The sequence below is a fragment of the Pseudomonas sp. 2995-1 genome (genome assembly GCF_002742505.1).
Classification (GTDB): domain Bacteria; phylum Pseudomonadota; class Gammaproteobacteria; order Pseudomonadales; family Pseudomonadaceae; genus Aquipseudomonas; species Aquipseudomonas sivasensis.
Genome location: NZ_LJSA01000377.1, coordinates 149,413 through 170,948, shown reverse-complemented (window position 1 = coordinate 170,948; position 21,536 = coordinate 149,413). Strand labels below are relative to the sequence as shown.

Here is a 21,536-nt window from a genome sequence, read left to right as displayed (position 1 = left end):
CGATTCAGCAAATACCTCCCCGCCAGTCAAACTTCTGCAGCGGTCGGCAATACCTGCCGTACGCTTGAAATCAGAGGATTTATTGGATGGACTTTTACCGAGGTGACGACCGCAACCCAGCGGACAGCGTGATTCGTAAACAAGGGTTCACCGCAAAACCGCCTATCCCGACCATGAACGGCAACCAGGCACGTCTATATCTCGCTCAACAATTCATGAAAGGAAACATGCGCCTTTCATGCCATGACGTGGGCATGACCTGGCGCGAACAAACCCCTGGCGGGCTGGTGGCAACCGCTCAAACGCAGGAGGGCGCATTCGCGAAAAGCTATTTCTACAAGATTTCAATCCCCGACCGTGAGCTCATGGCGTGGGAACTGACCAACAAGGGCGATCGAGAACGACAGATACCGTTGTCGAACGTCGGTACCACCCGCAAATACTGCATCATTCACAACGGCAACACCTATGAGACGGCAACAATTATCGCGCTTTGTCACCCGGTACATACCCGAGAGGCCACCTTCCTGACGGCGATTCCCGCGCAATACATTGTAGGAACGCGAACAGGCAAGGATGTCCTGAATGAAAGTTTGCCGTTTTCCCCCTTCACTCCGGCGTAAGCCAGCCAGCAAGCTGCCCGCCCCCGCCAGACACCTCACTCAGTCGACAAAGTTGCGTCGTTGGCTGAGTAGGTTCACTGCTCTGTAAGGTAAACTCCCCCTCCTTTTCACCGCCACTCTCTGTATACGGCGGCCACTCACTTCTCTATTTTTTTCACGGAGTTCGCCTTGCGTTTGTTCCACACCTCCGACTGGCACCTTGGCCAAAACCTCCACGGCCAGGAACGCGACTACGAACACGCTTGTTTCCTGGAATGGCTGCTGCGCCAGATCGGCGCCCAACATCCCGATGTGCTGCTGATCGCCGGCGATATCTTCGACACGGTCAACCCGCCGCTCAAGGCACAGGAGCGGCTGTATGACTTCATCATCAGCGCCCACGAGCAAAACCCCAAGCTGACCATTGTGATGATCGCCGGCAACCACGATTCCGGTTCGCGCATCGAGTTGCCTGCACCGTTGATGCGCCGTTTGCGCGCCCATGCCCTCGGGCGCGTGCTGTGGCTCGATGACGGCCAGTTGGACGCCGAACGCCTGCTGATTCCACTGCCGGATGCCAAAGGCAAGATCGCCGCGTGGTGCCTGGCATTGCCCTTCTTGCGCCCGGCGGAAGTGACCGGCGCGCACCTGGGTGACGACTACCTGCGCGGTATCGGCCAGGTACATGAATGGTTGATCGCCGCCGCCAACGCCAAACGCAAAAGAGGCCAGGCGCTGATTGCCATCAGCCACGCCCATATGGCCGGTGGTTCAGTGTCGGAAGACTCCGAGCGCAGCCTGATCATCGGCAATGCCGAGGCGCTGCCCGCCAACCTGTTCGACAAAAGTGTCGGCTATGTTGCCCTCGGCCACTTGCACAAGCCGCAAAAGGTGAACGGCGAAGAACGCATTCGCTACAGTGGCTCGCCGATCCCGCTGTCGTTTTCCGAGATCGGCTACAAACACCAGATTCTCGACGTGACGTTCCAGGGCGAACGACTGGTCAGCGTCGAACCGCTCCTGATCCCGCGCTCGGTCAACCTGCAACGGCTGGAGGCCGCGCCCCTGGCCGACATCCTCAAAGCGTTGGCGGACTTGCCCGATGTCGACCTGCTCGCCGAAACCCAGCGCCACCCCTGGCTCGAAGTACGTGTGCGCCTTGACGAGCCGCAGCCTGACCTGCGCCAGCAAATCGAAAGCGCCCTGCAAGGCAAGGCCGTGCGCCTGGTGCGCATCGCCGCCGAATACGCAGGCAAACGCGGCAGCGATGCCACTGACGAAGAACGCTTGATCGAACTCGACCAACTCACGCCGCAAGAGCTGTTCAGCCGCGCCTGGCAGGACAGCTACGGCAGCGAAGTGGATGAACAGACCTTGAAGGACTTCGCCGTGCTGCTCCAGGAAGTGCAACAGCAGGAGGAACAGCCATGAAAATTCTCGCCATCCGCCTGAAGAACCTCGCCTCCCTGGCCGGCCCGTTCGAGATCGACTTTACCGCCGAGCCCCTGGCCAGCGCGGGCTTGTTCGCAATTACCGGGCCTACCGGCGCCGGTAAAAGTACCCTGCTCGATGCGCTGTGCCTGGCGCTATTCGGCGCCGTGCCACGGCTGGGCGATACCGGCCAGGCGAAAATGCCGGATGCCGACAGCGATATTTCCATCGGCGACCCGCGCACCCTGATCCGTCGCGGCACCGGCGGCGGTTATGCCGAAGTGGATTTTGTCGGTGTCAGCGGCCGTCGCTATCGCGCGCGCTGGGAAGCCAATCGTGCCCGCGACAAAGCCAGTGGCAAACTGCAAAACAGCCGTCAAAGCCTGATTGACCTGGACAGCGACCAACTGCTGGCCAGCCAGAAGACCGAATACAAGACCCAGCTGGAACTGGCCCTGGGCCTGAATTTCGAGCAGTTCACCCGCGCCGTGCTGCTGGCGCAAAGTGAGTTCAGCGCGTTTCTCAAGGCCAACGACAACGAGCGCAGCGAACTGCTGGAAAAGCTCACCGATACCGCGTTGTACACCCAGCTCGGCCGTCGCGCCTTCGAAAAGGCCAAGGAGGCCAAGGACGCGCACAAACAGTTGCAGGACCAGGCCACCGGCGTAGTGCCCCTGGCCGCTGAAGCGCGCGCCGAACTGGATCAGCAACTGGCCGACGCCCAGCAACAGCTCAAGGCCCAGCAGGCCCAGCTCAAGCAACTGGAGTTGCAGCACACCTGGCTTAAGGAGTTGCGTGAGTGGCAGGATCGCCAACGCGCTGCCACCGAGCAGTTGCAACGCGCAGAGATAGATTGGGCTAACCAGGGCTCAGAGCGCCAGGACCTCAATCGCCTGGAGCAATTGGCACCGCAGCGCCATCATTTCGCACGCTTGAGTGAACTTGACACGTTGCTTCAGCCATTGGCCGTGCAGATTCAGCAGCATATCGAGCAGCAAAACGCCCTGCATAGCCGTCAGCAACAAGCCCAACAGCAACAATCGAACGCGCAAACGGCCCTGGCCCAGGCCTTGAAAAACCAGGCAGACGCTGTCCCGCTATTGCGCCAGGCCTTTGAAGCACAAAGCACCCTGGCTCACTTGACTCGGGACTTGAGCAAGCGCGCCGAGGAAAAACAGCAGCAGGAACACGCCTGCACCGAAGGCCACGCCCTGCTCAAGGGCCTGCAAGACAAACACACCCACGTCGCCGAGCGGCTGCAACGCTTGTCGGCCGAGCTTGAGTGCAATGCCGCACTCGCCCCTCTGAGCGATGCCTGGAACGCCTACCGTGACCGCCTGCAACAGCTGATGCTGATCAGCAACCGCCTGAAAAAAGGCCAGGCCGAACTGCCTCAACTGGAACAGCGCGCCACCACGGCCTCAGAGAAATTTTCCCAGCAACGCGAAGCCCTCGACCTGCTCTATCAAGAAGCCGGCGCCGAACCCCACGCCGTGGCCGAACAGGTGCAGTTGCTGGCCAGTCTGTTGCACGACAACCGCAAACAACAACGTGCCTTCGAAGACCTGATACGCCTGTGGGACAGCCAGCAGCAGTTGGACCAGCAAGCGGCTGCGCTCACGCAAAAGCTCGCCGATGCCGCGCAGAAACGGGAGCAGTTGAACCAGACAGGCCTGCAAACCAAGGCCGAACTGGCCGTGGCCGAACAGACCCTGACGGTGACCAAACACCTGCTGGAACGCCAGCGCCTGGCGCGCAGTGCGAGCGTCGAGGAACTGCGCGCACAGTTGCAGGATGACCAGCCGTGCCCGGTGTGCGGCAGCCATGAGCACCCGTATCATCAGCCCGAAGCGTTGCTGCACAGTCTCGGCCGCCATGATGAAAACGAAGAGGCCAGCGCGCAGAAAACCGTCGATACCCTCAAGGAAAAACTCAACGAACTGCGTGGTGAAGTGGGCGGTTTGATCGCCCAGCAAAAGGAATTCCTGCACCAGCAGGAGCAGTTGGCAAACCAACAGCAGGGCCTCACACCCAGCCTTGAGGCGCACCCATTGTCCGCCTCGCTGTTCAACCAGGACGTGGCCCAGCGAAGCAGTTGGTTGACCCAGCAACTGAGCCAACTGACCGAACGCACCACCCAGGACGAGCAACGCCAGAGCGCCCTGCTCAACCTGCAACAAAATGCCGGACGCCTGCAGCAGCAACTTCAGATCGCTCAGGATGCGAGCCAGCAGGCCCGCCAATTGATGCTGGATCAGCAGCGCGAACTGTCCAACGACCGCGAGCGTCTTGAAGAAGAACTACACGCCTTCGCCAGCCTCTTGCCGGCCGAGACCCTTGAAGGCTTGCGCAGCGAACCGGCCGCGACCTTTATGCTGCTCGACCAGCAGGTCAGTCAGCGCCTTGAACAACTGGGCCAACAACGCGATGAGCTGGTCGAGCAGCAGGAACGCCAGCAGGCCATCGAGAAAGAGCACACCCATCAGCAACATCGTCTGGCGCAGCTCGAGACACTAAGCCAACAAGTCAGCGAGCTGGCAGCGCAACAACAGGCCGCCCAGGAAACTCTCGGCACCTTGCTGGGCGAGCACGCCAGCGCCGAACAGTGGCAGCAGCAACTGGAACAGGCCGTGGTGCAATCGCGCCAGAGCGAAACCGACGCCAACCAACAGTTGCAGGTCCTGCACAACGAACTGATCCAACTGGCGGCCGATCTCAAGGCTCAACAGGAGCGTGCGCAAGCGCTGCATGCCGAGCAACAGGCCCTTGATACGCGCCTGGCTGAGTGGCGTGCCCAGCACCCGGAACTCGACGACACTGGCCTCACCCGCCTGCTGGCCTTCGACGACGCTCAGGTCAACGCCCTGCGCCAGCATCTGCAGGCCAGCGAAAAGGCCGTCGAACAAGCCAAGGTGTTGCTGCTGGAGCGCGAACAACGCCTTGCCGAGCACCAGTCCCTGCACAACGGCAACCTCGACGCCGAACAACTGGACAGCACCCTCGCCGCCCTCAACCAGCAATTGGCCGAGGGCGAAAAACAGGTCGCTGAATTACGCGCGCGCCAGTCCGAAGATCAGCGGCGCCAAGAAGCCAACGCGGCGCTGGCGCTGACCACCGCCAACGCCTATGAGGAATGGCAGCGTTGGGCACGTCTCGAATCGCTGATCGGCTCGGCCAGCGGCGACAAATTCCGCAAGCTCGCCCAGGCTTACAACCTCGACCTGCTGGTGCATCACGCCAACGTGCAATTGCGCCAACTGGTGCGCCGCTATCGCCTCAAGCGCGGCGGCAGCATGTTGGGGTTGCTGGTGATGGACACGGAAATGGGTGATGAACTTCGCTCTGTGCACTCGTTGTCCGGCGGCGAGACGTTCCTGGTGTCGCTGGCATTGGCCCTGGGCCTGGCATCGATGGCGTCGAGCACATTGAAGATCGAGTCGCTGTTTATCGACGAAGGCTTCGGCAGCTTGGACCCCGAGTCATTGCAATTGGCGATGGATGCACTGGACGGTTTGCAGGCCCAAGGTCGCAAGGTGGCGGTGATTTCCCACGTACAGGAAATGCACGAGCGCATCCCGGTGCAGATCCAGGTCATGCGCCAGGGCAATGGTTTGAGCACGCTGGAGGTCAAGTGAGCGAAGTGTTGCTGTATTCGTTTCGGCGCTGCCCGTACGCCATGCGCGCTCGTCTGGCGCTGCGCTACTCAGGGGTGTCGATGCGTATTGTCGAGGTGAGCCTCAAGGCCAAGCCGGCCGAGATGCTGGCGCTGTCGCCCAAGGGTACGGTGCCGGTGCTGGTGGTGGATGGCGTGGTCATCGACGAGAGCCTGGCGATCATGCAATGGGCCCTGGCGCAGCACGATCCTGACGATTGGTTGCTACAGGGCAACCCGGCCACGCTGGCATTGATCGCCGAGAATGATCTGGGGTTCAAACAGCACTTGAATCGATACAAGTACCCCGAACGCTACCCCGAGCAGCCGATGGAACATTATCGGGCCGAGGGTGAGGTGTTCTTGCAAAAGCTGGAAGGATTGCTGGCGCAGCGAGATTACTTGCTGGCCGATCACCTGAGCCTTGCCGATGTGGCACTGGCGCCGTTTGTGCGCCAGTTTGCCCATGTGGATCGGGAATGGTTTGCAGGGACGCCGTATCACCGGCTTCAGGCCTGGCTGCAACGCTTTCTGGAATCACCGTTGTTTATCGCGGTGATGGCCAAATCCTGAGCCCTACCACATCAGATCTCACGCACCTGTCGCTCAGTGCTGGGTTTTGTGATCCAGCGCCGCATAGAAGTTGGCACTTTGTTGCAGGTATTTCTGGGTGTACGCGGTGGTGCCGGACTGTTTGCCGCTGACTTCCACGCTGGCGGCGGCAGGCAAGGCAACGGTGGCGGAAACGGCGGAAGCGGCGATGATCGAGAAGAGATTGAAGTTCATGTCGGTAGCCCTTGTATTCGTTTGGTTGAGTGGCCTGGGAAGGCCTTGGAACTCAACTTACGCCCGAGGGTTAAACCTTAGAAATGCTTTGAAACATTAGCCGCTATTAATGCAATTAATACAAAGGCTCAGGCCCCGCACTGCGGGGCCTGTGGCTTATTGACGCACCAGGAACTTGAGGTCGCTGGGCGCATCGATCGGCAATTTCTGCACGGTTTTACCCAGCAGGCCGGTCTTGGGGTCGCGTTCGACGACCACGATTTCATTGCTTTTCTGGTTGGCGAACAGTAGGAACCTGCCGCTCGGGTCTAGGCTGAATTCGCGCGGATGGTCGCCTTCTACGGAACGGCGCTGCAGTTCCTTGAGGTGCCCGGTCGCCGGGTCGATGCTGAATACCAGCAGCTGATTGGCCGTGCCGCGGTTGCTCAGGTACAGGAATTTGCCGTCGCTGGATGCGTGCAACGCTGCGCCGGCCTTGTCCGACACCGGTTGCCCGGCGGCGAAATCTACCAACTGGGTCTGCGTAAGTGTGCCGTCATGGTAGTCAAACACCGCGACCTGGGCGCTCATTTCGGTCGTCAGCCAGGCGTGCTTGCCATCGGCGCTGAACAACAAGTGACGCGGCCCGCTGCCCGGTGGCAGTTGCACCGAGGCCGGGGAAGCCGGCGTCAGTGGTTGCTCGTGGTTGGCCTTGGGGTCATAGCGGTAAGCAAACACCTTGTCTGCCCCCAGGTCCTGCACGAACACGTACTTGCCATCCGGCGCCGACACCACCGAGTGCACATGGTTGGAAGCCTGGCGCTCGGGGTTGACCCGGCTGGCGGGGTGTCCGCTCAACTGCACCGGTGCCGACAGCTTGCCCTCGGCATCCACCGGCAGCACCGCCAGGCTGCCGCCCGGATCCTCCTTCACGGAATAGTTGGCGACAAACAAGTAACGTCCATCGGCGGCAATGCTGGAGTGAGTCGGCTCATTACCCAGGCTCTGCACCTGGTTGATCAGGGTCAGTTGCTGATTCTTCGGGTCGATGCGATAGCTGCTCACGCGGCCGACCGGGTCTTTCTGGCCTGGGCCGTTTTCATTGACCACGAACAGATGGGTCTGGTCCTTGGAAAGGGTCAGCCACGACGGATTGTCCGCCTTGGCCGCCAACACCGGCTGGCCCTGAAACCGGCCTGTGCGGCTGTCGAATTGCAGGCGGTAAATCCCTTCGCTGCTGCCGGCGGTGTAGCTGCCTACCAACAGTTCATAGGTCTCGGCCGGCGCGGCCTGTACCGACATCGCACCGACACTGCCCGCCATCAACAGGGGCCAGAATTTACGCATCATCATGCTCGTCTTCCTCGTCGTTATTGTTGCCGGTGAAAGCACTCATGCACACGAGACGGTGCTCGCCCGAGTCACCGGTGAGGGTCCAGCTTTGCAACGTTTCATCAAAGGTCGCGGCCTGTACTTGCGCCACGCTGAAAGACCAGCGCTTTTCAGCGCGTCCGTCGATGCAGGTGATCACCAGCGCCTGATCGTCGAGGGTGAAATCAAAGGCGTGCAACCCATCGACTTCGAGCATATCGGTGTTGGCAAGTTCAGTGAGGAGGCTAGCGGCAGTCATCGGGATCGTTCACGCAAAGAAAAGAGCGTGATGATAAGCCAATTCCTCACGCCCTTCCCCCATCGCGTTGCCCAACGATATCCGGATACCGCCAGCGCGTGCGCCGACTTGCCATTCTTGGTCCACATCCGTGGCGCATGGCCCACCGACCAGCACCCCGGCCACTGCGATTGAAGCCCGCATCCGCACGAAAAGGATTTTCATCCCTATGCAACCGTTATCGTCTCCTCCCCTAACCGTCCAGGCCGTCAGCCGCCAGTTCGCCACCCGCCCGAGCCTCATGCCCTTGGTCCAGACCCTGCTCGGCAACGCCCTGCGCGAACGCTACCCCTCGTTGAGCATTGACCTGGCCCTTACGCACCTGGCAATCCCGCAAGCGACTAAGGGCTGGACGTTTCAGCCATTGATGGACGTCATCTTCAATTACCTCGCCGGTATCGGGCCATTGGATCTCAGTGAGGCGTACGGTATCGATCACTACCTCTCGGACGTACCGCCCAAACGCCTGAAACTGCCGGGCCTGACCCGCGAAAAGCTGGAGATGACGGTGGTCCAATCGCTGATCCAGGATCTGTGTTCGACACTGCCCATTGCCGCACAGGACGCACTGGCCCATTACTGGAATGAGCCCTCGGGCACAGGCGGCAGCCGCTGGCGTTGGCTCAGCGACATGCTCATGACCACCCTGCAAGCCAGCGCCTTGCGTCAGACCGACCTGGATGCGGACGTGCGGCAGACCCTTGACCAACTCATTGGCACCCCGGACCGCGAACAGCGGATCGCGCGATATGGTGAGCACGCGGTATACGCCTACAGCCTGGAGACACAACTGGATAACGCAGGCCAAACCACGCGCGTGTTGTCAGAGCAGTTGCTACTGACGCGTGCCATCAACGGCAAGGCGCCGGTTCTGCTGTGTTCCCCCGGCGGGCGTGTCGAGGGGTTCTCGTCCATGGATGCCTTCACCCTTGCCTGGGGCGAGCGCGCCGCTGCCCAGTACGAGGCAGAGACGATCACCTGCAATCGTTACGAGCCCGAGGGCTCGATCTTTGATTACCAGGCCACGACGCTGTTTAACCTGCAAATGGAACGCCTGGCCGCTCTGAAACTGCCCCTGGAAAAACGGCAGGAAACCCTGCAGGCGCTGTACCTGCGGCTCACCGACCCCGGCGAGTTTTTCCTGGATGCGCAAGACGGCGCCGTCCGCACCCTCGATGCCGTGCGCGCTCGGTTGCCGGATGCCTTGCGCGATGCGGCCCCCGGATACCGTGAGCGATACCGGCAATACAGCCTGGCCCTGGCCACCGCCAAACAGCGGGCGGGTGGGCGCTCTTTTCTCACCGGCATCGACGATATCCACACCTACACCGTGCATGCCCTGCAGCAAGCACTTGACCATGAGGCGAGCGCTGCCGGTGACACCACCGGGCAAGTGGCCCTGCACCCTGATGACCTGCAACTGACGTTCGTCGTTGCCGCGGGCTACCCAGGCACCGTGGGTATTGTCGAACGTGTCCACATGAGCCTGACGGAACTGGCGCTCAAGAACCTGGCAGGCCTGCCCAGCGGAGAGTTGTCCATAGCCCATCGCCAGGGCACACCATTACCGGCCTGGTTGACCCGCGAAACGGTGATTGGCGGCAACGGATTGATCAAGCGCGTCGACATCGGCAAGCACTACCCCGAATTGCTCAAGCAAGCGCTGTTGAGCGACACGCCTCAGGCGCGGGAGCGGGAAACACTGTTCGCCGCTCAGCAGCCGATGCAACTGTGCTTGCTGGCGCTGGAACTGAGCCTCAAGGGCGAAGCCGGCATCACGCCACAAGGCGCCCGTATGGTGGCGGCGTTGATGCAAGGGAGCAGCGCCGAACAGAAGGTCGACGGCAAGCCAGTGGTGATCCGTCACCTGTCCTTTTTGCGCAGCCCCGGCGCAAAGGCCGACAAGGTCAGCGCCATGTACTTGATCGAGTTCCAGGACAGTGAACGCGGCCCGCATCTGCTTTACCGGCCCTTGTATGCCCAGGCATTGCAGGAGTTCTCCAGCCGGGCGGCGCTGTTCCAGGCCATTGCGCAACCGGGTGAATTGCAAACCAGTGTCCTGACCTGGTTATCCGATACCGCCCGACCGATTTACGACCACGGCGGTTTTCAGGAGCCCCATTATCTGCGTTTTGGCCAGGGCGATGAGTTCGCGCCGCGCCGCACGCCGCCACCGGCGACATTCGCCAGCGACGGCGCCAACGACGAACTGCACCAGTGCCTGGTCACCGGGCGGCTGATGACTTACCTGTTCAGCGACCACAGCCGGGCCTTGATTGAACAGGCCGAGCGCGAGTCCACGTCCAACAGTGAAAGTCGCTGGCAGGTGCTGATGGAGGGCGGGAGTTTGTTGTTCGGCAGCTTGCTTCAACCACTTCTGTCAGGCCCATCAATGATAGTGGGGTGGTTGTTGGCGCTGTACAGCAGCCTCAGCCAGGACATTCAGTTGCTGGACAGTTCATCCGCCACGTCTCGCGAGCAAGGCGCGATCGACCTGTTGCTCACTGTCGCAACACTGCTGCTGGAATCCCCGCTGGCCCCCACCGCCCCGCGCCCAGCCGTGGCGCCACGCGTGCCGCAGCGACGCCCGCAGGCATGGCCGGCGCCCGCACCTGCACGGATTCGCCAAGGCACCGTTGCATTGCCCGGCGTGCAGCCACAAGGCTTGCACACCGCGGTGGATTTCAGTTATGCCCAGGCCCGTTATCGCCTTACACCCAGCCAGCGCGCCAACCTCGCGTCACTCAAGGTGCCGATGCCGGGCGACCTGCCACAGCCGGTCTTGAATGGCCCGCGCAAGGGCTTGTACCTCATCGATAACCGCTGGCATGCGCAGGTCGACAGCGACCTGTTCCGCGTCAACCTGGAGGACGATGGCAGCGTGCGAATTACCGACCCCACCGATGCCCAACGGCCTGGCCCTTACCTGCGCGACGACGGCCAGGGCATCTGGTCAGTGGACTCCCGGCTGCGCCTGCGCGGTGGCATGCCGCCAAAGCGCATCGCTGCCGAGCGCGAGCGCAAGGCCAACCGCGTCAAGGCATTGGAGGACGACCTTCAGGCCTACTTGCAAACTCAGCCCGAGGTCGACAAGGCAGAAGCCCGGCTGGCCGGTTTAAGCGGCAAGCCACTGGCAGAGGCGCGTCAGCAGTACGATGCCGCCCTTGAGAAACAAAGCCAGCACCAGCAGCAGATCCTGGACAGCCTCAAGGAGCGTGAAGCCTTAAACGTTCCCTTATCGCTGACAAAAACCCTGGACCTGTTGCACGACGCCGTTCTCAATGCTCGTAAACATGTGGCCATTGCCGAGCTCGACAGAGAAGACCTGTACCGCGCCCACCCGCAGTTCCGGCGTGAAGGTCCCGGTTTCAATGTGGCAGTCGTGCTTGAACGCAACCGCTATCGCCAGTTCACGTCCCAACTGGCGGACATCAACGAGCGCAGTATCCGCTGGCTTGAACGCCAGGCGCGCCACCTTGAACACATGCAGTCAATGGGCTCCAGCGGCGCCAAACGATTCAACGAGATGACTGCCAATCGGGTGAACGAGATCAGCGCGCTGTCCATCAAGGACTTGCAACTGCGCACCTTGAAATACCTGAGCGTGAAGGATTTCGGGCACCCGCTGTTCAAGGCGATGGATAACATTGTCAGCCCGCTGCAGCAGCAGGTACGCACCCACGCCGAACTCAACGGCCTGGTGCTGTCGCCCAGTGATCGGCTGAGTGTGTTGGAAAGTCTGGTGGAGCATTACGGCCGTGCGCTGGATGGGTTGCTCGGGTTGGAAATTGTCGACGTCGAGGGCCTGGATGCGACGTTCAGCGGCCGGTTGCTGAACCTGGTCCGCGGGCTCTACGACGAGGTAACACAACGTCTGTCCAGGGAGGTCAGACCGATTGCACACACCAGCAGCCAGCCGCCCAGGCCTGTGCCGGCTCAGGCCCCGGCGGCCACATCGGCAAAACGGGTAATCAAGACCCGGCGCAGGGGCACGCTGATCGGCGACGTGCAGCGGGTGCACAACGTTGAAGTGGTCGAAGTACGCAACGAGAACACCCGGCAAGTGGTAGAGAGCTATTCACAGCAGGGCGATGTATGGGTCGAGTATGTGGTGCAGACGCCGCCCCAGGCGCCCGTCCCACCGCGCAGCCTGAGCCAGGTCAAGGGTGAAGCGCGCAAGTTGCTGGCCATGCTGGATGATCATCTGCGCAGGGCCGAGCATTACAAAAAAAGCAGCAGGCACCCCCAGGAGGTCCAGGAGGTCCTGGATTACGAAGCGGCTCGCTATGACAAACTCGCCACCGAGTTGGACCAGGCCATCGCCGCTCAGCCCGAGAGTGCCAGGACCACCGCTGACCAGGCACTGGCCAGCGACATGCGTAAGGCCGGTGAACGCTTGAGTGCCTTGGGCCAGACATTGCGGCACCAACTGAGCCTGGAACTGCCGCCCACCCACGGCAATCTGGAATACCTGCTCAACCAGCGCCAGGTCAACGTGGCCAAGTTGGGCGGGCGGACCCGATTGAAGGGTGAGCGCCAGGACTTCATCCAGGAGTACGCGATCAATGATCCCAAAGGCTACCCGGTGTGGTATGCGCATTTTCACTACCCCACCGCAGACACCGCAGGGGCCGATTACACCGCCGCGCACGTGAAAACCCGCGAACAGCGCAAGCAAAGCTATTACTCGTTGCTCGCCAAGGCGCAGGGCCCGCAGGCAGTGGTCGACGTACACCGAGGCTTGATTGGCAAGGCGCTGGCGCAGCGCTGGTTCTTATCGTTCCCGTAATAAACCGGCCCGAGCCGTTCGCGCACGTGTGCACTATCGGGCTACCGCATCAGGCGTGGCGTTGGCGTTAGGTTAGGCGGGCATTCGCTTATCCAACGTAAAGGAATACCTTTCATGCCAATCGTCACGCCGATCCCGGCGGAAAACCTGCTGAAAACCGTGATAAAGGGGCAGTTTTCAACGCGCCCCGCCCTGCGGTCGGTAGTTGCAGAAATGCTGGCCCGCACCCTGAAAGAACACTACCCGCCCCTGTCCATCGCCCCTTCGGATCTGTACATGGCGCTCCCCCGTGAGGGGGGCGGCCGAGCTCTGCGGCCGCTGCTGGATGTGGCGCTGCAATTCCTTGCCGACGGCCATTTTCCCGACCTTTCATTGAGTTACGGGTTGGACGCCTACCTGAGCGACGCCACCGGCAGCCGACTCACGTTTCAGGCCGATGGCGAGCGCAGCTACGATCTGAAAGTCTTCGAAAACGCGATACGGGAACTGCCCTTGATCCTGTTTGTCGGGGCCCAAGAGGCGCTGGCCGCGTATTGGGAACAGGACAGCGATACCGGCGTCAGTCGCTGGCAATGGTTGTCCGAAGTGCTGCGCGGCGCATTCAGGGCCAGCGCCGTCCGTCAATCGGGGGACGACACCCAGCAACTGCAGATACTCAGCACCCTGGCCGACTATCCCAGCCGAGAAACCAGGACCGAGCAGCCATGGCCTGCCAATGCGATCCACGCCTACACCCTGGAAACCCAGCTTGTACAAGGCAGCACATCACTGACGCAGCAGGCCAGCGATATTCTGCTGGTCAGCGGCACGCGCGTGCTGCTGTGCGGTTTATCCGGCCAGATCGATTCCTACGCCAGCCTGGATGCATTCGGCGAGGCATGGGGCAAACGCATGCAGGCAGAGGGGATGGCCGACACCATCACTTGGCGCCTGTACGAGCCCGATGGCGATATTTTCGAAGTGCAGGCGGCGCTGGTATTGGATCGGCAACTGGAGAACCTGGCCAATCTGCGCCTGCCTGCGGGCACCAGCGTCAAGGCGTTGGAACAGCAGTTTGCGGCAATCACCGACCTGGCCAGCCTGTTCACCGACTCACCCGCCATCGCCAGCCATCCCGCGCCGTCGATCGAGACGGCCCTGCCCGGCTGGCTGCAAAACGCCTCGGCGGCCGATCGTTTCGCGTTTTCTCAGTGCCTGCTCGAACAGGCCAGCCTTCGGCGTCTGAATCAAGGCAAACACTACCTCGATGATCTCGAGGATATTCGCAGCTATGCCGCCAGCCATCTGGATCACCAACTGTGCCTGGACCGCAACGCCACCGAACACGGCGAACGCAGCTGCAAGGAACTTGCCCGGGGCGCCTACCGGGCCGACGCACTGCAACTGACCTTCGAAGTGCCGGTGGGCACCCTGCAAAGTGGCTACATCGACCGCATGTCAATGAGCCTGGTCGACCTGGCGCTCAAGAACCTTTCAGGTAAACCTGCCGGCCGCATGACGGTGCGCCATGCGGATGGCCAACCGGTCGACAGCAGCCTGACCCCGGAGTACCTGCTCGCGCTGGTGCAGCGCATCGATGTCGGGCGCAACTACCCGGCTTACCTTCACCAGTCACTGCTGGGCGAGGACGCCCAGGCGCAAGAGCGCAAGCGGCTGTTCCTTGTGCAGCGTCCCATCGACCTGAAAACCCAGGCCCTGGAATACAAGATCAAAGGCCAGGGCGGGCTTACGTCGCGAGGGCTGCGCTATGTCGAAGCAGTGCTGGGCACCCACAGTACCGAGCGCTGGGCGGGCATGGATGAAGTGGTCATGCGTGTGCTCGCCTTTCAACGCAAGCCCGGCGCCAAGGCGGACGGGGTGCAAAATATGTTCATCATCGAGCCGCGCAACGGGCAGCCAGGCCCGCGCTTGTTGTATCGCCCGGCGTATCGGGATTCGCTGTTGGAATTCACCGACCGCGCCAGTCTGCTGGCCGCCATCGCCGAGCCCGGCGAGCTGCAGGACAGCGTCCTGGCCTGGATGGAAGACCCTGCCAGAGCGGTGTACAGCAACGGCGGGTTCCGGGAACCCCATTACGTGCGTGTCAGCGGCATAGGTTCCGAGTTCGACCCCTTGCCGTCCATTCCACGCCCCGCGACGCTGGCCCCGCCGAGTGATGAAAGCAGCGATCAAATCCTCCAGGCGCTGGGCAACAACCAACTGATGGACTACCTGTACGAGTGCGAAGCGCGGCAACTGCAGGAGCAAGCCGACCGCGACTCGACGTCCAACACCGAAAGCCGCTGGGCGCTGATTCTCGAAGGCCTGCAACTGGGCTTCAACACCTTGCTGATGCTGGTGCGTGGGCCCTTGGCAGCGGTGGGCTGGTTCATGCAGTTGGCCCTGAGCCTCAAGCAGGACATACCAGCCCTGGAAAGCCAAGACCCGATTGCCCGTGAACTGGCGTGGGTCGACCTGCTGCTCAACACCAGCATGGTTCTGATTCACCTGGGGATACCCGATCACGTAGCGCAGCCCCCTGCGCAAGCGGAGATCCCACGGTTGCCATTGCAACATCCGCAGGGCCAGGCCATCTCGACCCCGGCCGTGGTGCAACGGGGCATCATCGGCTTGCCTGCCGAACCGCCCGGCGGCGGCCGCACCCTGTTGGATATCGACCGCTCCCTGGCCAGCGACAGGGCCGCGACACGTTTGTTAAGGAAACTGCTGGAGGTCAATGTGCCCTGGCCTGAACACGCCCCGGACCCCGTCGCGCTCGGCCCTTATCGCGGGTTGTTCAAGATCGGCCAGCGCTGGCACGCCACGGTGGGCGGCCTGCTGTTTCGCGTCAACATTACCCCGGACGCGGACGACGTATTCATCATTGACCCGAACAAACCCGATCACCCCGGCATCAAGCTGCGCACCGATGGCAAGGGCCACTGGACCCTAGACCGCGGGCTCAAGCTGGCGGGCGGCGGGCCCAAGCGCCTGGCAACGCTGCGCGAGGAGAATCGTCGCCAGGCGGTGCAATTGAAGGACCGGATGGACACGCTCAATGCGCAGATTTCCCCGGACATGGCCGAGTTCAGAGATTGGTTGACCCGCCTTAACAATAACCGCGCGGTCCTGATCAAGCAGACCACTACGTTGAAACTGGTGTGGAACCTGCTGCAAAAAGCCACCGATGCGCAGAGACCCGCGATCGAAGCACGGCATCAGCAGGAGATAGCGGCCTATTCGAAGGCGCGCACCGACTATGAGGTGGTCCTGGATAAACTCGAGCAGAGTTACGCCAAGGTACTGCCAAAGCGCATCGAGCTGTACAAGGTAGGTCAGGACCTGCAGAAATACGCGGGTGCCGGCCCCCATGTCCAGGACCAGGCCATCACGCTCAAAACGCTTTGGGACGAGCAAATGCGCACGCATGTCCACCTGCAGAAATGGGCCGACACCTTTATGTTCACTGAGCGTGGCGAGCCCATGAGCCACCTGGCCAGCCGGATGCGCGAGGAACTGCGCGAAGGTCGCCCCTGGGCGTATAACGAACATGTGACCCGCTCGATTGAACTGGCGGACGTCGTTCAACGCATGGCGGCCCGCTCGCGCGAGATGGAAACCACCCTTGAGTTGCTGGAACAGGACTCCGTGGCCGGACGTGTGTTGCGCACGCAAGCGTTGTCCAAAATTACGACGTTCCAGCACTTTTTTGCGCAGAATTTGGAGATGCATGCGCTGATCCCGCTCTCGTGGGTGGTCGTGAAATTGTCGGCGCTGGAGGTGTCGCCGCTGGAGGCGCTGTACATCGACCATCTAAACAATTCGAGCCTGGGCCAGGCCTTGCTGTCACATACCGAAGTGCGCAGCAGCAGCGGTTATCCGCTGGATGAGCAACGATTGCTGTACGGCACAATCCTGGACAAGTACCGCAGCTACGAGCAGGCCATCGAGGCGCTCACGTTCATCAATCCGCAACGCGTACACCCCGTGGCCGAACGCCTGCTGGCCGGGCTGAGTCGGGCGCGGACGCTGGCTGAAAACGAGCTGGAAAGTGTGGTGCGCAGCCAGGAAGCACTGGAGGTCGAAGCATCCGCCGCCACGTTGCTCAGGCCGAAAGAGCCGGCCAAACGCATCTTCAAAACCCGTACGCGCACGTACTGGATCGGCGAGCTGAAACCTGTCGATGGTCTACACCCTCGCGAACGGCTCACCATTACCAATAGCCTGACCGGTGAACCCCTGACCACCTTCGACGCGGATGATGCCGGCAGTTGGGTGGAAACGCCCCAGCAACCCATGGCCGCCCCCGAACCGGCGGCGCCGGCCTCTACCCTGGCAATGCTCAAAGACCAGGGCGAGAAAGTGCTGCGGCAACGCCCCGAGATCGAACGGCTGATCAGTGCCCAACAGAAGAAGCTGGAGTCCGCCCTCACCCGGCAAGACGTCAACCCGGCCGACTGGGATGAGTTGCTCACCGGACAGGCCGATAGACTCAACGCACTTGCGGATGAAATCGCACGGGATCACAGCGACCAGCCCAGGGCGCAGGACGCCATCGATCGCTACCGCGCCAACGCCAGGGACATGCAGCGCATGGCCACACGACTGTGCAGCGACGCCTACAAACGCCAGTGGCCAACCCTGGAAAGCCTCGATTACCTCTGGCGACACAAGGAGATCGATATCAACCTGACCAGCCTGGCAGACCCGCAGCGGCCAACCCTCAGCGGGGATTTCTTCACCGAATACGCGGTGTACGACAAAGCGCAAAAGCCGCCCAGTGTGCTGTGGTATGCCCACTTTCACTACGCCACCGCCGACGCGCCGCCTGAGCGCTATACGCGAGCCCACTTGAAACTGGCCAGCCAGCGCAAATACACGCAAAAGGATTTGCTCAAGGAACATGTCCAGGCGAAATTGCGCAGTGAGCAGGCGGCAGGGGCCGACCCGGTGGAAAGAATCCTGTACGTATTGATCGCGCCGCCCCAGGACCAGCTCTTCCTGGCTATCGCGCCAACAATCAATTGACCCACAACGTCCGGCGTCGCTGACGCCGGACGTTGTGCACCGCCTTGGGTTCAGTGGGCAAACAGCGAATTGCCCTTCTGCCCCGCCAGCTTCTCGGGTTTGATCAGGAAGCGCGCCAGTGCCGGCAGCAGCCACAGTGCACCGAACATGTTCCACAGCAGCATGAAGGTGAGCATCAGGCCCATGTCGGCCTGGAACTTGATGGCCGAGAAGATCCAGGTGCACACGCCGATGGCCAGGCATAGGCCGGTAAACAGCACGGCTTTACCGGTGGATTTGAGCGTCTGGTAATAGGCTTCCTGCAACGGCAACCCGGCACGCAGGAAACTTTCCAGGCGGCTGTAGATGTAGATGCCGTAGTCCACGCCAATCCCCACGCCCAACGCCACCACCGGCAAGGTCGCGACCTTGACGCCGATGCCCATGAACGCCATCAGCGCGTTGCCCAGTACCGAGGTGAGCACCAGTGGCAGCACGATGCACAGGGTCGCGGCCCACGAGCGGAAGGTGATCATGCACATGGTCGCCACGCACAGGTACACCAGGATCAGGATGGTCAGTTCCGACTCCTTGATGACCTCGTTGGTGGCAGCTTCGATCCCGGCGTTACCGGCGGCGAGGATGAATTCCAGGCCGTCCTTGTTGTTTTCCTTGGCGAAGTCCTGCACCGCATGCACGGCGCGGTCGAGGGTTTCGGCCTTGTGGTCGTTGAGGAACACCAGCACCGGCGCCAGTGAGCAGTTGTTGTTGTACAGGCCGTCGGCGCGGGCAATGGAGTTGTTCAGCACGTCCGGGTTACGCGACAGGGTTTCCCATTTCAGGTTGCCCTCGTTCATGCCCTTGATCATCTGCTTGGACACGGTCACCAGCGAGATCGCCGACTGCACGCCCTCGGTGTTCTGCATCTTCCACATCAACTGATCGATGGGCGCCATGGCTTCATACCGCGAGCAGCCTTCGGCCTTGGTCTTGACCATCACCACCAGCACGTCGGAGCTGGTGGAGTAATTGCTGATGATGAAGTTGTTGTCTTTGTTGTAGCGCGAGTCCGGGCGCAGCTCCGGTGCACCTTGGTCCAAGTCGCCGATCTTGAGGTTCTGGCTGTACCAGAGGCCGCCGCCAAAGGCAACCAGGGCCAGCAGGACCGACACTGGCGCGACTTTGGCGCTGGCGAATTTGGACAGCAGGCGCCAGAACGGATGCTCGCGGTTTGCGTCTTTCTTGCTCTTGGCGATGGCGCGCTTGCTGATGCCGACATAGGAAATCGCCACCGGCAGCAGGATCAAGTTGGTGAACACGATCACCGCCACGCCGATGGACGCGCCGATGGCCAGTTCACGGATCACGCCGATGTCGATGATCAACAGCGTAATGAACCCGACCGCATCCGCCAGGATCGCGATCATCCCCGGCAGGAACAGTTGACGAAAGGTCCGCCGTGCAGCCGTCAACGCGTTGTCGGCCTCGCTGGATTGCAGGGCGATACCGTTGATCTTCTGCACGCCATGGGAAATACCGATGGCGAAAATCAGGAACGGCACCAGCATCGAATACGGGTCCAGCCCGAAGCCGAAGAAGTGCATCAACCCCAGTTGCCAGACCACCGCAACCAAGGTGGTGCTCAACACCGCGATGGTGCTGCGCAGGCAGTTGGTGAACCACAGCAGCAGAATCAGGGTGATGACGAATGCGATGCCGAAGAACAGCACCACCATTACCAGGCCGTCGATCAGGTCGCCGACCTTCTTGGCAAAGCCCACGATGTGGATCTTGACGTTGGGGTTCTGGGCTTCGAACTTGTCGCGGATCTTGTCTTCGAGTTCATGGGAGAACTTGCGATAGTCCAGGGCCAGCAACTTGCCCTGATCCTGTGGGTCCGGATAGGACTCCAGCAGCGGGATATCCACGATGCTCGACTTGAAATCGTTGGCGACCAAGCGCCCGACCTGGCCGGACTTGAGTACGTTATTGCGCAGTTGATCGAGGCTTTGCGCCGAGCCGTTGTAGCTTTGGGGGATCACCTCACCGCCGGCGAACCCCTCTTCGGTCACTTCGGTCCAGCGCACGCTAGGACTCCACAGCGACTTGAGGCCCGAGCGGTCGACGCCGGAGATGTAGAACACCTCGTCGTTGATCTGCCTCAGGGTCTCCATGTACTCCTTCGTGAAGATGTCACCGTCCTTGGCCTCCACCGAGATGCGCACGGTGTTGCCCAGGTTGGCCAAGTCGTTGCGGTGTTCCATCATCTTTTCGATGAAGGGGTGCTTGAGGGGGATCATCTTTTCAAAGCTGGTGGACGGACGAATCAGCGTCGCCTGCCAGAACAGGAACACGCTCACCAGCAGGCAGATGACGATCACTGCCGGGCGATTGTTGAAAATCAGGCGCTCAAGAAAGGTCGCTTTATCGTTGTGATGACTGCTCATTCTGTCCCCGCCTTCTTATTGTTTTACGAGCTCAGCGCCAGTCGGCGTCGATACGCGAACGCCACCCTGCCCGGCCAGAATCAAGTTGCCATTGCCCGCCGCCGTCACCGACGACAGTGAAATACGGTCAGGGCGGTTGAACACGCTGAAGGTCTGACCATCGTCGTGGCTGACCACCACGCTGCCACCGTTGCCGACCACCACGATTGCGCCGTCATCCAGCAAGGTCGCGCCCGACAAACCAAACTCCAAGGCGCCACGGGTGGCGTTCAACTCAACCTGCTCCCAGGTGCTGCCGAAATCGGTGGAACGGTACAGATTGCCGCGCAGGCCGAAGGCCAGCAGGGTTTGCGGTTGCGCGGTGCTGATTACACCGAACAGCGAACCTTCATAAGGGCCTTCGAGTTTTTCCCAGGTCTGCCCGTCGTCACTGGAGCGGAACATGCTGCCCTGCTCGCCGACGATAAACAGGCCGGCGTCTTTGATCTGGGCGATGGCGTTGAGGTGGAACTGGTCTTCGTTGTCGAGGCGGTCGCTGACGTCGTTCCAGCTCTTGCCGCCATCGGTGGTTTCGATCAATGCACCGTAAGCGCCGACGGCCAGGCCGTGATTGGCGTCTTTGAACCACACATCGAGCAGCGGCGCTTCGCGCTTGAGGTCCTGGTATTGCTGGGCCCAGGTGGCGCCGCCGTCGGTGCTGGCGAGAATTTGCGCATCGTGGCCTACCGCCCAGCCATGTTTGTCGTCGACGAAAAACACTGCCGTGAGCAATTGGCGGGTGGGGACTTTGGCTTGGGTCCAGGTAGAGCCCTGGTTATCGGAATAGAGGATATGCCCGCGATCACCGACGGCTACCAGGCGCTTGCCGGCATGCACCACGTCGATCATCAGGCCTTTGGCGGCCTTGGGGGACTCAATCGCAAACGCTGGCGTTGCGGGGGTATCGCTGGCTGCCAGCACCGGTGTCGTCAACGCAGCACCGGCCAGCAACGAGAGCGCTGTGGCCAGCAACGCAACCCTGCGTGCGGCGCGTGGGCGGCAAACAACCCAACCCATGACAGGCTCACTCATAGACCTTTCTCCCATTTATTATTGTTAGGTCTTGCCTTCCCGGGCTCTGAAACCTGCAATCTAGAGCGCCTGAAGGAAGCAGGGGCCATCCTATCGGGCTTTGGAATCGTCTGACAATCGGCGC

At 61.3% G+C, this 21,536-nt stretch carries 11 protein-coding genes; 6 read left to right on the top strand and 5 right to left on the bottom strand.

Annotation, left to right across the window (positions count from 1 at the left end; translation table 11 throughout):
• The first annotated feature begins 86 nt into the window (after positions 1 to 86).
• The 4 genes from AOA61_RS18040 to AOA61_RS18025 all read left to right on the top strand — a co-directional run bounded on the left by AOA61_RS18040 (position 87) and on the right by AOA61_RS18025 (position 6,258).
• Positions 87 to 623, top strand: coding sequence for a hypothetical protein (locus tag AOA61_RS18040; RefSeq protein ID WP_032887214.1), 537 nt, complete (start codon positions 87 to 89; stop codon positions 621 to 623).
• A gap of 168 nt (positions 624 to 791) precedes the next feature.
• Positions 792 to 2,033 carry an exonuclease SbcCD subunit D C-terminal domain-containing protein gene (locus AOA61_RS18035; RefSeq protein WP_032887216.1) on the top strand — a complete coding sequence of 414 codons (1,242 nt, stop codon included), beginning with the start codon at positions 792 to 794 and terminating at the stop codon, positions 2,031 to 2,033.
• Complete coding sequence (locus AOA61_RS18030) at positions 2,030 to 5,668, top strand: AAA family ATPase (protein WP_099602296.1); 3,639 nt, start codon at positions 2,030 to 2,032, stop codon at positions 5,666 to 5,668. The genes AOA61_RS18035 and AOA61_RS18030 overlap by 4 nt, the downstream gene beginning before the upstream one ends.
• Positions 5,665 to 6,258 (top strand): glutathione S-transferase, encoded by a 594-nt coding sequence (locus tag AOA61_RS18025; protein ID WP_032887219.1) that lies wholly within the window; start codon positions 5,665 to 5,667, stop codon positions 6,256 to 6,258. The genes AOA61_RS18030 and AOA61_RS18025 overlap by 4 nt, the downstream gene beginning before the upstream one ends.
• Before the next feature lie 33 nt (positions 6,259 to 6,291).
• Here the strand turns inward: AOA61_RS18025 and AOA61_RS18020 are convergent, their stop codons facing one another.
• From AOA61_RS18020 to AOA61_RS18010, 3 genes are all read right to left on the bottom strand, one after another.
• Entirely contained in the window at positions 6,292 to 6,471 is a 180-nt protein-coding gene (locus AOA61_RS18020) for a hypothetical protein (RefSeq protein ID WP_032887221.1), read from the bottom strand.
• A gap of 156 nt (positions 6,472 to 6,627) precedes the next feature.
• Positions 6,628 to 7,803 carry a lactonase family protein gene (locus AOA61_RS18015; RefSeq protein ID WP_032887222.1) on the bottom strand — a complete coding sequence of 392 codons (1,176 nt, stop codon included), beginning with the start codon at positions 7,801 to 7,803 and terminating at the stop codon, positions 6,628 to 6,630.
• Entirely contained in the window at positions 7,790 to 8,080 is a 291-nt protein-coding gene (locus AOA61_RS18010; RefSeq protein WP_032887223.1) for a DUF5629 family protein, read from the bottom strand. The genes AOA61_RS18015 and AOA61_RS18010 overlap by 14 nt, the downstream gene beginning before the upstream one ends.
• Before the next feature lie 208 nt (positions 8,081 to 8,288).
• Here AOA61_RS18010 and AOA61_RS18000 point away from each other — a divergent pair, with 208 nt between their 5' ends.
• Complete coding sequence (locus AOA61_RS18000) at positions 8,289 to 12,908, top strand: hypothetical protein (RefSeq protein WP_143521219.1); 4,620 nt, start codon at positions 8,289 to 8,291, stop codon at positions 12,906 to 12,908.
• A gap of 114 nt (positions 12,909 to 13,022) precedes the next feature.
• Positions 13,023 to 17,915: a DUF6543 domain-containing protein gene (locus tag AOA61_RS17995; protein WP_099602294.1), complete on the top strand. Its 4,893-nt coding sequence runs from the start codon at positions 13,023 to 13,025 to the stop codon at positions 17,913 to 17,915.
• 50 nt (positions 17,916 to 17,965) lie between these two features.
• Here the strand turns inward: AOA61_RS17995 and AOA61_RS17990 are convergent, their stop codons facing one another.
• Together AOA61_RS17990 and AOA61_RS17985 are read right to left on the bottom strand one after the other, a co-directional pair.
• Complete coding sequence (locus AOA61_RS17990) at positions 17,966 to 20,341, bottom strand: RND family transporter (protein WP_032886494.1); 2,376 nt, start codon at positions 20,339 to 20,341, stop codon at positions 17,966 to 17,968.
• A gap of 15 nt (positions 20,342 to 20,356) precedes the next feature.
• Positions 20,357 to 21,397 carry a YCF48-related protein gene (locus tag AOA61_RS17985; RefSeq protein WP_178075200.1) on the bottom strand — a complete coding sequence of 347 codons (1,041 nt, stop codon included), beginning with the start codon at positions 21,395 to 21,397 and terminating at the stop codon, positions 20,357 to 20,359.
• Positions 21,398 to 21,536: the final 139 nt, after the last annotated feature.

Coding starts and splice junctions, on each gene's coding strand:
- AOA61_RS18040 (WP_032887214.1), top strand. CDS start 87: ATGGACTTTTACCGAGGTGACGACCGCAACCCAGCGGACAGCGTGATT.
- AOA61_RS18010 (WP_032887223.1), bottom strand. CDS start 8,080: ATGACTGCCGCTAGCCTCCTCACTGAACTTGCCAACACCGATATGCTC.
- AOA61_RS17990 (WP_032886494.1), bottom strand. CDS start 20,341: ATGAGCAGTCATCACAACGATAAAGCGACCTTTCTTGAGCGCCTGATT.
- AOA61_RS18020 (WP_032887221.1), bottom strand. CDS start 6,471: ATGAACTTCAATCTCTTCTCGATCATCGCCGCTTCCGCCGTTTCCGCC.
- AOA61_RS17985 (WP_178075200.1), bottom strand. CDS start 21,397: ATGGGTTGGGTTGTTTGCCGCCCACGCGCCGCACGCAGGGTTGCGTTG.
- AOA61_RS17995 (WP_099602294.1), top strand. CDS start 13,023: ATGCCAATCGTCACGCCGATCCCGGCGGAAAACCTGCTGAAAACCGTG.
- AOA61_RS18000 (WP_143521219.1), top strand. CDS start 8,289: ATGCAACCGTTATCGTCTCCTCCCCTAACCGTCCAGGCCGTCAGCCGC.
- AOA61_RS18030 (WP_099602296.1), top strand. CDS start 2,030: ATGAAAATTCTCGCCATCCGCCTGAAGAACCTCGCCTCCCTGGCCGGC.
- AOA61_RS18015 (WP_032887222.1), bottom strand. CDS start 7,803: ATGATGATGCGTAAATTCTGGCCCCTGTTGATGGCGGGCAGTGTCGGT.